The sequence below is a fragment of the Enterobacter sp. 22499 genome (assembly GCF_052044815.1).
In the GTDB taxonomy this organism is placed as follows: Bacteria; Pseudomonadota; Gammaproteobacteria; order Enterobacterales; family Enterobacteriaceae; genus Enterobacter; species Enterobacter bugandensis.
On the sequence record NZ_JBQENR010000002.1, the window covers coordinates 521,126 to 532,676 of the forward strand.

Genomic DNA, 11,551 nt, shown 5'->3' on the forward strand with positions numbered 1-11,551 from the left:
TGCTATAAAATGAGCCGTTAATTAACCCCACGAATGTTCAGGAAATTGCATGATCAAGGAACGAATGACGCCGGAAGAGTTAGCCCTGCTCACTGGCTATAGCCGACAGACCATCAATAAATGGGTACGCAAAGAGGGTTGGATAACGTCGCCCAAGCCCGGTGTCCAGGGGGGTAAAGCGCGCCTGGTGCATGTGAACGAAAAGGTGCGTGACTTTATCCGCAGCGCACGCCGGGCAACGGAAACATCCGCTATGCCTGACGGCATCAGCACTGACGGTTCACTTCATACCCTACTCCTGACGCTGGCCAATGAAATGACGCCGGAAGAGCAGAAGCTGATGACATCGCTGCTATTGCGGGAAGGGATTACCGGTTTGTTGCAACGTTTAGGGATTCGCGACCAGAATTAATATGAAAAGACTACGTAGCAAAATGACCACGGAAGAGCTGGCGGAGAATTTGGGTGTTGCCAGACAAACGGTAAATCGCTGGATACGGCAGCAGGGGTGGAAAACCGAAGGACTCAATGGCGTAAAAGGCGGTCGGGCGCGGCTCATTCACGTTGATGCACGCGTGAAGGAGCATATTATGAGCCTCCCGGCTATCCGTAACCGCCAGGCGGTTTATCATCTGGCTGAGGTGGCCTCATCCTACAATGAACAGCCTTCACGTCTGCGTCCGGGCATTATCGAAACGCTGGAGAGTATGACTGAGCTTGAACAGCAGCGTCTGGATACCTTACTGAAGCGCGAAGGCATACGCGGTTTTCTTGCTCGTCTGGGTATTGCCGAATAAAAGTCAAAAAAAACGGCAGGATACCCTGCCGTTTTTCTTATAGATGGCTTAATTACTGCTGATTTTCACGTTCTGCAATAAAATCCAGCGCCTTGTTGATGCGCGCCACGCTGCGTGACTTGCCGATGGCATGGACAGTCACGTCCAGCGCCGGAGACTGACCCGCGCCGGTCACCGCAACGCGCAGTGGCATACCGACTTTGCCCATGCCCACTTCCAGTTCGTCTGCGGTCGCCTGAATGGCGTGATGCACATTTTCAGCGGTCCACTCGGTGAGCGCAGCCAGCTTGTCGCGCACCACTTCCAGCGGCTGACGCGCAACCGGGCGGAGGTGCTTCTTCGCGGCGTCAGCGTCGAACTCATCAAACTCTTCATAGAAGTAGCGGCAGCTTTCGGCAATTTCTTTCAGCGTTTTGCAGCGCTCGCCGAGCAGTTTTACCAGGTCCGCCAGCTCAGGGCCAGTGCGGGTATCAATGTTTGCCTGCTCAATGTGCCACTGCAGGTAAGTCGCCACATATTCCGGCGGCATGGTATTGATGTAGTGATGGTTGAGCCACAGCAGCTTGTCGGTGTTAAATGCGCTGGCAGATTTGCTCACAGAGCTCAGAGAGAACAGTTCGATCATCTCTTCGCGGCTGAAGATCTCCTGGTCGCCGTGAGCCCAGCCCAGACGCACCAGATAGTTCAGCAGCGCTTCCGGCAGATAGCCGTCGTCGCGATACTGCATGACGCTGACCGCACCGTGACGTTTAGACAGCTTTTTACCGTCGTCGCCGTTGATCATGGAGACGTGCGCATAGACCGGAACAGGTGCATTCAGCGCTTTCAGGATGTTGATCTGGCGTGGGGTGTTGTTGATATGGTCTTCACCACGGATAACGTGGGTAATTTCCATATCCCAGTCATCAACCACGACGCAGAAGTTATAGGTTGGGGAACCGTCGGTGCGGCGTATGATCAGATCGTCCAGCTCCTGGTTGCTGAATTCGATCGGGCCACGGATCTGGTCGTCGAAAATCACCGAGCCATCCTGCGGGTTAGCAAAACGCACCACGCATGGCTCATCAGCGGCATGCTCGCTGTGGTCGTGGCGGCAACGGCCGTCATAACGCGGTTTTTCACCGTTCGCCATCTGCTCTTCACGCAGCGCATCCAGACGCTCTTTGGAGCAGTAGCACTTATACGCCGTGCCCGCGACCAGCATCTCATCAATAACAGCGTTATAGCGGTCAAAACGTTTGGTCTGGAAATACGGGCCTTCGTCCCACTGCAGGTTCAGCCAGTTCATACCATCCATAATGGCTTCAATTGCTTCCGGCGTGGAGCGCTCAAGATCGGTATCTTCTATACGCAGCACGAACTCACCTTGGTTGTGGCGTGCAAAAAGCCAGGAATAGAGAGCAGTACGAGCACCACCGACGTGCAGATAGCCTGTCGGGCTCGGCGCGAAGCGAGTTTTGATTTTCATGAAATGGCCTTACGTTATAAAGATGCCGGCAATCGGCAAATCCCGGGGAAAAAACGATGGGCAATATTCTATCACTGTGGGGGGATTCCTCAATGTCGATCCCTTTATCGTGGCGGAGTTTGCTGTTTTTGTTTAGAAATCATGCGCCACCGCCCGTTTTGCGATCGTTTTGTTTAATTTTACGACGAACGAATAAAAACTTTAGAAAATGCGTTGACTCATTTTCAACTCTCCCTATAATGCGACTCCACACAGCGGGGGTGATTAGCTCAGTTGGTAGAGCATCTCCTTTACACGGAGGGGGTCGGCGGTTCGAGCCCGTCATCACCCACCATCTACTTCGGTAGACTCGCAGTGTAGATAAGAATTGAGATTGGGCGATTAGCTCAGTTGGTAGAGCATCTCCTTTACACGGAGGGGGTCGGCGGTTCGAGCCCGTCATCGCCCACCATTCTCACCTTATCAAAGCAGTTCCGAAATGGGCGATTAGCTCAGTTGGTAGAGCATCTCCTTTACACGGAGGGGGTCGGCGGTTCGAGCCCGTCATCGCCCACCATTTCGGGTCGTTAGCTCAGTTGGTAGAGCAGTTGACTTTTAATCAATTGGTCGCAGGTTCGAATCCTGCACGACCCACCAATGTAAAAAAGCGCCCTAAAGGCGCTTTTTTGCTATCTGCGATCTGGATGATTCGAACCTGCAGCAGGTTCGAGCCGAACGCAGTGAGGCACCGGAGCCGTTTACGGCGACGGCCCGAAGGGCGAGCGAAGCGAGTCATCCTGCACGACCCACCAATGTAAAAAAGCGCCCTAAAGGCGCTTTTTTGCTATCTGCGATATAAAAATGTGAACCTGCCGCATTTTCCTCAAGCTAATCCCGTCGGTGCCGATACCTCTGTTTTATAACGCGAGGAAAAAGTATGACGACCATTCAGGCTTCAACCCAACAGATTCAAACCAGCGGCGCGAGTGGCTCTTCGAGCAGTAACGATATCTCTGCGCAAATCACCCGCATTCTCGACAAGATCAAAAAGCTGACCCAGCAGTTAAAAGAGCTGGCAAACAGCCCCGGCAGTGCAGATGAGAAGAAGAAGCAGCAGGAACTGATTCAGACCCAGATCAAAGTGCTGCAGGCGCAGCTCGCCGCACTGCAGCGCCAGCAGGCCGAAGAAGCTCAGAAGAAGCAGGATCAAAAACTGGGCAAAGTAGAAGGCGTGAATAGCCCGTCAGACACTAATCAGATTGATATCTACATCTAATCGTCTGATGCGTTAAACAGTGGATCGCGTATGCGGGCCTCGGTTAATCGTTGTGCCTGGATACGCACCACTTCCCAGATGGCCTGCGCCGCACCCGAGAGCGAACGATTTTTTCGCCGCACCAGCATCAGCTTTCGTTCGACAACGGGCGTCAACCGCTTCACCGCCAGCTGGCTTCCCTGCGGCAGGGGAAGCGCCAGAGCGGGCAACACGCTGATGCCAATTCCGGCTTCCACCATCGGAAACAGCGTGGCCGGATGACCAATCTCCTGCACGATCGTTGCCTTAACGCCCTGATTCACCAGCGCGGAATCAATCAGCGGGCGGCTGCCTGAGGCATAATCCTGTAAAACCAGGTTCGCCCCCTGCAGGGACTGCCAGCTGACCTCAAGCAACGCTGCCAGCGGGTCGTCGTCACGGCAGAGCAGCAAAAAAGGCTCAGAAAGAACGCTTTCGCATTCCAGATCGCTCACCTGGCCAGGATCGATCACAATACCAAAATCCACATCCCCCTGACGGATGCTCTCCAGCACCCACTGCTGCGGTCTGTCATGCAGGACAAAATCAATATCAGGATAGCGATGGTTTCCCTCGGCAATACATTGCGGGATAAGGTGCGCGGATATCGTCTGGCTGGCCGCAACCCGCACGGTGCCCGACAGCTGCTGCCCCAGCCTCCCCACGTCTCTGAGCGTGCTGTTCAGCTCATCAAGCAGCCGTTCAAGACGCAGGGCCAGCTGCTGCCCGGCTTCGGTCAGGACCACTTCGCGCGTGGTGCGGTCAAGCAACCTAACGCCGGTCTGGTTTTCCAGCTCTTTCACGCTGTGGCTGACCGCCGACTGGCTCAGGCCGATCATTTCACCTGCCCGGCTAAAGCTGCGGGCATGGGCGACGGTGACGAAAATGCGAAGCTGGCGTAGGGAATAATTCATCTGTTTAATTCATGAATGGATGCAATAAATCAATTTTATTTCTCAAATGGAAAAAAGCACAATAGCGACATCTGTTTTCAGGAGTCATTATGAAACTATTTCGTATTCTTGATCCGTTTACGCTAACCCTGGTGGCCACCGTTTTACTGGCCTCGTTCTTCCCTGCTCGCGGCGGTTTCGTCCCTTTTTTTGAGGGACTGACGACAGCCGCCATCGCGCTGCTGTTCTTTATGCACGGCGCAAAGCTCTCCCGCGAAGCGATTATCGCTGGCGGTAGCCACTGGCGACTGCACCTCTGGGTGATGTGCAGCACGTTTATTCTGTTCCCGATCCTCGGGGTGCTGTTTGCCTGGTGGGCACCGGTTAACGTCGATCCGGCGCTCTACACCGGTTTCCTGTATCTCTGTATTCTCCCGGCCACCGTGCAGTCTGCCATTGCCTTTACCTCTCTTGCCGGAGGGAACGTTGCAGCCGCGGTCTGCTCCGCATCGGCATCCAGCCTGTTAGGGATTTTCGTCTCCCCGCTGCTGGTGGGCCTGCTGATGAACATGCACGGCGCGGAAGGTAACCTTGAGCAAGTCGGCAAAATCTGCCTGCAACTGCTGCTGCCGTTTGTCCTGGGCCATCTCTCACGTCCGTGGACCGGGGCGTTCGTGGCGAAGCATAAGAAATGGATCTCCAAAACCGACCAGTCTTCGATTCTGCTGGTGGTCTATTCCGCCTTCAGCGAAGCGGTCGTAAACGGGATCTGGCATAAGGTGGGTGCAGGCTCGCTGCTGTTTATCGTGGTGGTCAGCCTAGTTCTGCTGGCAATTGTCATTGCGGTGAACGTTTTTGTGGCGCGCAAATGCGGCTTCAGCAAAGCCGATGAGATCACCATCGTCTTCTGCGGCTCCAAAAAGAGCCTGGCGAACGGCATCCCGATGGCGAACATTCTGTTCCCCACCTCGGTGATCGGGATGATGGTGCTGCCGCTAATGATTTTCCATCAGATCCAGCTGATGGTCTGCGCGGTGCTGGCGCGTCGCTACAAGCGCCAGACGGAAAAGCTGGCGCAGGAAGAAACCCGCGCCGCGAAGGCTTAAGGACGCTTCAGGGGCTGCACCAGTTGGGTCAGCCCCTCGGTTTTGATCAGTAACGTGATAGCCATCAGCTCGCCCAGGCGCCCGGCGGGGAACTCGTCCTTGCGGGCGAACCACAGCAGGTACTCCTCCGGCAAATCGATCAGCCTGCGGCCCTTATATTTACCGAACGGCATTTCCGTATTGGCGATCTCAACGAGCTGCTCTTTCTCCACGTTACTCTCCTAACAGGCGCATCATTTCCGCTTCGTCGATAACCTCAATGCCGAGCTCCTGGGCTTTCGCCAGCTTCGAACCCGCAGCTTCGCCGGCAATCACCAGGTCGGTTTTCTTCGACACGCTGCCCGCCACTTTGGCCCCCAGCGCCACCAGACGCGCTTTTGCATCGTCACGTGAAAGCTGGCTAAGGCTACCGGTTAGCACCACGGTTTTACCGGCAAATGGGCTATCAATGTCTTCGGCGTTGACTACCACCGGCGCAGGCCATTTAATGCCCTCTTCCAGCAGCTTGCCGATGACCTCGCGGTTGCTCTCTTCGGCAAAGAAGTTAAAGACGTGCGTGGCGACGACGATGCCGACGTCCGGCACTTTCTGCAGCTCGTCGATGCTTGCCTTTTCCAGCGCCTCCAGCGTACCAAAGTACGTGGCTAAACCTGCCGCCGTCGCTTCGCCGACTTCACGAATGCCCAGCGCGTACAGGAAGCGGGCGAAGGTCGTCTCTTTCGCTGCTTCCAGCGCGTTAACCACGTTCAGGGCTGACTTCGGCCCCATGCGATCCAGACCGGTCAGTTTGCCCGCCGTGAGCCTGAACAGATCCGCTGGCGTATGGACATACTCTTTCTCAACCAGCTGATCGATAATCTTGTCGCCCATGCCGTCAACGTCCATTGCGCGACGGGAAACAAAGTGCTTAAGCGACTCTTTACGCTGCGCGCCGCAGATCAGGCCGCCCGTACAGCGGGCCACCGCTTCGCCTTCCACACGCTCTACGTCAGAGCCGCATACCGGGCAGTGGGTCGGGAAAACGACCTCGCGCGTATCATCAGGACGTTCTGACTCAACAACGTTCACCACCTGCGGGATAACATCGCCCGCGCGGCGAATCACCACTTTGTCACCGATGCGCAGGCCGAGGCGTTCGATTTCATCGGCGTTGTGCAGCGTAGCGTTACTCACCAGCACGCCTGCGACCTGCACCGGCTCCAGTCGAGCGACCGGGGTAATAGCGCCCGTACGTCCCACCTGAAACTCCACGTCGCGAACGAAGGTCATCTGCTCCTGAGCAGGGAATTTAAACGCCACCGCCCAGCGCGGCGCACGCGCCACAAAGCCCAGCTGCTCCTGCAGCGCCAGCGAATTGACCTTGATGACAACGCCATCGATATCAAAGCCGAGCGTCGGACGGTCCTCTTCCACTTTGTGGTAGAACGCCAGCACCGCTTCCGGCGAGTCGCAGAGCTGAACGCGGTTGCTCACCGGCAGGCCCCAGGCTTTAAACTGCAGCAGACGCCCGAGGTGCGTATCCGGTAACTCACCACCTTCCAGAATACCGACGCCGTAGCAGAAGAAAGTAAGCGGTCGCTTCGCGGTGATGCGCGGGTCAAGCTGGCGCAGAGAGCCCGCCGCCGCGTTACGCGGGTTAGCAAACACTTTCCCGCCGGTGCGACGCGCCTCTTCGTTAATTTTCTCGAATCCCGCCTGCGGCAGGAACACCTCGCCGCGCACTTCCAGACGCGCGGGAATGTTGTCTCCCTGCAGCTTCAGCGGGATCGCGCGGATGGTTCGCACGTTGGTGGTGATGTCTTCACCCGTCGTACCGTCGCCACGCGTGGCGGCGCGCACCAGCACGCCGTTTTCATAGAGAAGGCTGACCGCCAGGCCGTCGAGCTTCAACTCGCAGCACCAGGTGAGGGAATCGCTGCTTTTCAGACGGTCCTGCACGCGCTTGTTAAACGCGAGGAAGCTCTCTTCATCAAAGACGTTGTCCAGCGACAGCATCGGCACTTCGTGACGCACCTGGCTGAAAGCCCCCAGCGGCTCGGCGCCGACGCGCTGGGTCGGAGAATCTGGCGTAATCAGTTCCGGGTGCTGCGCCTCCAGCTCGCGCAGCTCGCGCATCAGCCGGTCATACTCAGCATCAGGCACTTCCGGTGCGTCCATAACATGATAGAGATATTCATGATGGCGAAGCGTGGTTCGCAGTTCAGTGAGTTGTTGTTCGATTGAGTCCATATCGCACCATCAATGAGAAAAAACCCCCGACAGGCGGGGGTTGAGGAGGAGTTGAAGTAAACGCGACAATTACGCGTTGGCTTCCTTCACTTCGCGGATGCGGTCCTGATACTCGCGCAGCTTCTGCGGGGTCATCATTCGACGCTGATCGTCGAGCACCACACCACCCACTTCATCAGCGATGTGCTGAGCGGACTGCAGCATCAGCTTGAAGTTTTGCAGCTCGTCGCCGTAGGACGGCACCTGCATAAAGATAGTGACACCCGGCGTCACGAAATCACCGGTCATTTCCGGGTCAAAGGTGCCTGGGTTGACCATATTGGCCAGGCTAAACAGCGCCGGACCACTACCGTCAGGGCTCAGATGGCGATGGAAAATGTTCATATCGCCAAACTTGAAGCCTGCCTGTTGAATGCTGTTGAGCAACACGTCACCGTTGAGATGGCTGCCGTGATGCGCGGCCACGTTCATGATGATCACCGCTTCTTTACGCTGCGGCTTTTCAACAACCGGTTCAGGCTCGACGACCGGCTCTGGCTCAACGTGCGGAGCCGGAGCGGGCTGCGGCGCAGACTGTACATGAACAGGCTGCTGCGGCTGGTGCACAGGTTGCTGTTGCACGGGCTGCTGCACAGGTTGCTGTTGAACCGGCTGTGGCGCAGCGGGCTGCTGCTGTTGTACAGGCGGTTGCGGCGGCTGACGTACAGGTTCTTCCACTGGCTGCGGCGCTGGCTGGCGCGGCTGGGCAGAGGCATACGGCGGTTGATACTGGTGCTGCGGAGCGCGGGGGGCTTCATGCTCCCCATGAGCCGCGCCGGGCGCAGTATTGACCCGATGAACACGAACTTCACCCACGCCGTCGTCGTCGCTACCGGTGATGTCATCTTCAGTGTCATCATCATCACGACTGGACTTCATGCGCTTCAGTGGGCGATCGCGAAACATCGAGGAACGCTCTTTACGGCTGGTCCAGAAACCATGTACCAGTAAAGCGATTATGGCGATCGCGCCAACAATGATTAATATCAGACGCAAATCCTGCATCATTATATTCTCTGTTGTTCTAACACCTTGCCACCACGGCAAACATTTACTCACTAAGAGTATTTGCCGTTTACGTCAAGTGCAAGTGTGTGCAGAGCATTCGCAGCATAAAGATGAAGTAAATCGTGCTTTTTGCTGGTTTTTCGAACATTTCCGAACTGGTCATTGGTCCGCAAGTGGATAATATAGGCGGGCAATTCCACTGGTTGTGAAAAAAGGAGTACAGCCTGGTTATGGTTTCAACATCGTCTTCTCCCCCGCGCAGCGGCGTCTGGTATTTTTCTCAGGGCTGGAAGCTGGTTTCACTGCCAGGTATCCGTCGCTTCGTCATTCTGCCGCTGCTGATCAACATTATTCTGATGGGCGGCGCGTTCTGGTGGCTGTTCACAAAGCTCGAAAGCTGGATCCCGTCGCTGATGAGCTACGTGCCGGACTGGCTGCAGTGGCTTAACTACCTGCTCTGGCCGGTGGCGGTCATCTCCGTGCTGCTGGTATTCGGCTATTTATTCTCAACGATCGCGAACTGGATAGCCGCGCCGTTTAACGGCCTGCTGGCGGAACAGCTGGAGGCGCGGCTTACCGGCGCGACGCCACCGGACACGGGCGTGCTGGGGATCGTGAAAGATATCCCGCGCATTATGAAGCGCGAGTGGCAGAAGTTTGCCTGGTACCTCCCCCGCGCGGTTGTACTGCTTGCCCTCTACTTTGTCCCCGGCATTGGCCAGACGGTTGCGCCGGTGCTGTGGTTTCTGTTCAGCGCCTGGATGCTGGCCATCCAGTACTGCGACTATCCGTTCGATAACCACAAGGTGCCATTTAAAGCGATGCGCACCGCTCTGCGCACCCGGAAGGTCGCCAATATGCAGTTCGGCGCGCTGACCAGCCTGTTCACCATGATTCCCTTCCTTAACTTGTTCATCATGCCGGTTGCGGTTTGCGGCGCGACGGCGATGTGGGTGGACTGTTATCGTGCTAAGCACGCGTTATGGAAATAATGCAAAAATGTGTAAAGCAGGGGTGGCTTATGCCGCCCCTTATTCCATACTGATCCCCATTATTTCCTTGCAGTATATAGATATGCGAATTCCTTACTTCCCCCTACCTGCTTAGCAGGTATGCTGGGTCGGTATCCCAATTTCATACAGTTAAGGACAGGCCATGAGTAAGATTTATGAAGACAACTCGCTGACTATCGGTCATACGCCCCTGGTTCGACTGAACCGTATCGGTAATGGACGCATTCTGGCGAAGGTCGAATCACGCAACCCGAGCTTCAGCGTAAAATGCCGCATCGGTGCAAACATGATTTGGGATGCTGAAAAACGCGGCGTGCTGAAGCCAGGCGTTGAGCTGGTGGAACCGACCAGCGGTAACACCGGTATCGCTCTGGCCTATGTTGCTGCCGCACGCGGCTACAAGCTGACCCTGACCATGCCGGAAACGATGAGCATCGAACGTCGCAAACTGCTCAAAGCGCTGGGGGCGAACCTGGTCCTGACCGAAGGCGCGAAGGGCATGAAAGGTGCCATTCAGAAAGCGGAAGAGATCGTGGCCAGCGATCCGGCGAAATATCTTCTGCTGCAGCAGTTCAGCAACCCGGCTAACCCTGAAATTCACGAGAAGACCACCGGCCCGGAAATCTGGGAAGATACTGACGGCCAGGTTGACGTATTTATCTCCGGCGTCGGCACCGGCGGCACGCTGACCGGCGTGTCTCGCTATATTAAAGGCACAAAAGGTAAAAAAGAGCTGATTACCGTTGCCGTTGAACCTACCGACTCCCCGGTTATCGCTCAGGCGCTGGCGGGTGAAGAGCTTAAGCCTGGCCCGCATAAAATTCAGGGCATCGGCGCGGGCTTCATTCCGGGTAACCTGGATCTGAAGCTGATCGATAAAGTCGTTGCCATCACGAACGAAGAAGCCATCTCTACCGCGCGTCGTCTGATGGATGAAGAAGGCATTCTGGCGGGTATCTCTTCCGGTGCGGCCGTTGCGGCAGCGCTCAAACTTCAGGAAGATGAAGCCTTTACCAATAAGAATATTGTGGTTATCCTTCCTTCTTCGGGTGAGCGTTACCTGAGCACCGCACTGTTTGCCGATCTGTTCACGGAAAAAGAGCTGCAACAGTAGTGCCAGTATGTTAATAACGCGTAAAAAAGCACCTTTTCGGGTGCTTTTTTGTGACCTGCTTCAGACTTTTGCCCCTCCTGGCATTGCTTCACCCCGATGTGTCTGGTATTTAAACCAGCAATTATTTTGAAGCGTGAAATTAATCAGTGAACGAAATACCCTTGCTGAATCGATTTTATGATTTGGTTCAAGTCTTCCTTTCGCTGCATAATGTTTAATGACGATTGAAACGTCAGCGCTAACAATACAGGCTAAAGTTAAGCCGCCAGGCTAGACTTTAGTTCCACAACACTAAACCTATAAGTTGGGGAAATACAATGTTCCAGCAAGAAGTTACCATTACCGCTCCGAACGGTCTGCACACCCGCCCTGCTGCTCAGTTTGTTAAAGAAGCGAAAGGCTTCACTTCTGAAATCACTGTAACTTCCAACGGCAAAAGCGCTAGCGCAAAAAGCCTGTTCAAACTGCAGACTCTGGGCCTGACTCAGGGCACCGTTGTTACCATCTCTGCTGAAGGTGAAGACGAGCAGAAAGCAGTTGAGCATCTGGTTAAACTGATGGCTGAGCTCGAGTAAGTTTCCGGGTTCTTTTAAATATCAGTCACAAGTAAG

12 protein-coding genes, 4 tRNA genes and 1 other RNA gene are annotated in these 11,551 nt (G+C 55.4%); 12 read left to right on the forward strand and 5 right to left on the reverse strand.

The window, feature by feature from the left end:
• Nucleotides 1-49: 49 nt before the first annotated feature.
• Both ACTJI7_RS10290 and ACTJI7_RS10295 read left to right on the forward strand, forming a co-directional pair.
• Complete coding sequence (locus ACTJI7_RS10290; RefSeq protein WP_045259649.1) at nucleotides 50-412, forward strand: YfeC-like transcriptional regulator; 363 nt, start codon at nucleotides 50-52, stop codon at nucleotides 410-412.
• 1 nt (nucleotide 413) lies between these two features.
• Nucleotides 414-797, forward strand: a complete 384-nt coding sequence (locus tag ACTJI7_RS10295) for a YfeC-like transcriptional regulator (RefSeq protein WP_032644902.1) — start codon at nucleotides 414-416, stop codon at nucleotides 795-797.
• A gap of 52 nt (nucleotides 798-849) precedes the next feature.
• Here the strand turns inward: ACTJI7_RS10295 and gltX are convergent, their stop codons facing one another.
• Nucleotides 850-2,265 carry a glutamate--tRNA ligase gene (gltX, locus tag ACTJI7_RS10300; protein WP_045631029.1) on the reverse strand — a complete coding sequence of 472 codons (1,416 nt, stop codon included), beginning with the start codon at nucleotides 2,263-2,265 and terminating at the stop codon, nucleotides 850-852.
• Between the two features lie 258 nt (nucleotides 2,266-2,523).
• Between gltX and ACTJI7_RS10305 the strand changes: the two genes are divergently transcribed.
• The 6 genes from ACTJI7_RS10305 (at nucleotide 2,524) to ACTJI7_RS10330 (ending at nucleotide 3,520) form a co-directional block, all read left to right on the forward strand.
• Nucleotides 2,524-2,599, forward strand: a tRNA-Val gene (locus ACTJI7_RS10305).
• Between the two features lie 41 nt (nucleotides 2,600-2,640).
• A tRNA-Val gene (locus tag ACTJI7_RS10310) sits at nucleotides 2,641-2,716 on the forward strand.
• 29 nt (nucleotides 2,717-2,745) lie between these two features.
• Nucleotides 2,746-2,821, forward strand: a tRNA-Val gene (locus tag ACTJI7_RS10315).
• A 4-nt stretch (nucleotides 2,822-2,825) separates the two neighbouring features.
• Nucleotides 2,826-2,901, forward strand: a tRNA-Lys gene (locus ACTJI7_RS10320).
• Nucleotides 2,902-2,927: 26 nt separating this feature from the next.
• Nucleotides 2,928-3,056, forward strand: a non-coding RNA gene (locus ACTJI7_RS10325) — RtT sRNA.
• A gap of 125 nt (nucleotides 3,057-3,181) precedes the next feature.
• Entirely contained in the window at nucleotides 3,182-3,520 is a 339-nt protein-coding gene (locus ACTJI7_RS10330; protein WP_045631028.1) for a FlxA-like family protein, read from the forward strand.
• On the opposite strand, the gene ACTJI7_RS10335 is transcribed toward ACTJI7_RS10330, so the two are convergent.
• A complete protein-coding gene (locus ACTJI7_RS10335; protein WP_041908810.1) occupies nucleotides 3,517-4,452 on the reverse strand; it encodes a LysR family transcriptional regulator in 936 nt (311 codons plus the stop codon). The genes ACTJI7_RS10330 and ACTJI7_RS10335 overlap by 4 nt on opposite strands.
• Before the next feature lie 89 nt (nucleotides 4,453-4,541).
• On the opposite strand from ACTJI7_RS10335, the gene ACTJI7_RS10340 reads away from it, so the two are divergent.
• A complete protein-coding gene (locus tag ACTJI7_RS10340) occupies nucleotides 4,542-5,537 on the forward strand; it encodes a bile acid:sodium symporter family protein (RefSeq protein WP_041908807.1) in 996 nt (331 codons plus the stop codon).
• Here ACTJI7_RS10340 and ACTJI7_RS10345 read toward each other — a convergent pair.
• The 3 genes from ACTJI7_RS10345 to zipA all read right to left on the reverse strand — a co-directional run bounded on the left by ACTJI7_RS10345 (nucleotide 5,534) and on the right by zipA (nucleotide 8,813).
• Complete coding sequence (locus ACTJI7_RS10345; RefSeq protein ID WP_003861328.1) at nucleotides 5,534-5,749, reverse strand: DUF3820 family protein; 216 nt, start codon at nucleotides 5,747-5,749, stop codon at nucleotides 5,534-5,536. The two genes, ACTJI7_RS10340 and ACTJI7_RS10345, sit on opposite strands and share 4 nt — an antisense overlap.
• Before the next feature lies 1 nt (nucleotide 5,750).
• Nucleotides 5,751-7,766: an NAD-dependent DNA ligase LigA gene (gene ligA / locus ACTJI7_RS10350; protein ID WP_063155459.1), complete on the reverse strand. Its 2,016-nt coding sequence runs from the start codon at nucleotides 7,764-7,766 to the stop codon at nucleotides 5,751-5,753.
• 69 nt (nucleotides 7,767-7,835) lie between these two features.
• Nucleotides 7,836-8,813: a cell division protein ZipA gene (gene zipA, locus ACTJI7_RS10355; protein ID WP_063155458.1), complete on the reverse strand. Its 978-nt coding sequence runs from the start codon at nucleotides 8,811-8,813 to the stop codon at nucleotides 7,836-7,838.
• Between the two features lie 230 nt (nucleotides 8,814-9,043).
• Between zipA and cysZ the strand changes: the two genes are divergently transcribed.
• From cysZ to ptsH, 3 genes are all read left to right on the forward strand, one after another.
• A complete protein-coding gene (gene cysZ / locus ACTJI7_RS10360; protein WP_028013995.1) occupies nucleotides 9,044-9,805 on the forward strand; it encodes a sulfate transporter CysZ in 762 nt (253 codons plus the stop codon).
• Between the two features lie 163 nt (nucleotides 9,806-9,968).
• On the forward strand, nucleotides 9,969-10,940 hold the full coding sequence (gene cysK / locus ACTJI7_RS10365) for a cysteine synthase A (protein ID WP_028013996.1): 972 nt from the start codon (nucleotides 9,969-9,971) through the stop codon (nucleotides 10,938-10,940).
• Between the two features lie 317 nt (nucleotides 10,941-11,257).
• Nucleotides 11,258-11,515: a phosphocarrier protein Hpr gene (ptsH, locus tag ACTJI7_RS10370; RefSeq protein WP_000487600.1), complete on the forward strand. Its 258-nt coding sequence runs from the start codon at nucleotides 11,258-11,260 to the stop codon at nucleotides 11,513-11,515.
• The last annotated feature ends 36 nt before the right edge of the window (nucleotides 11,516-11,551 follow it).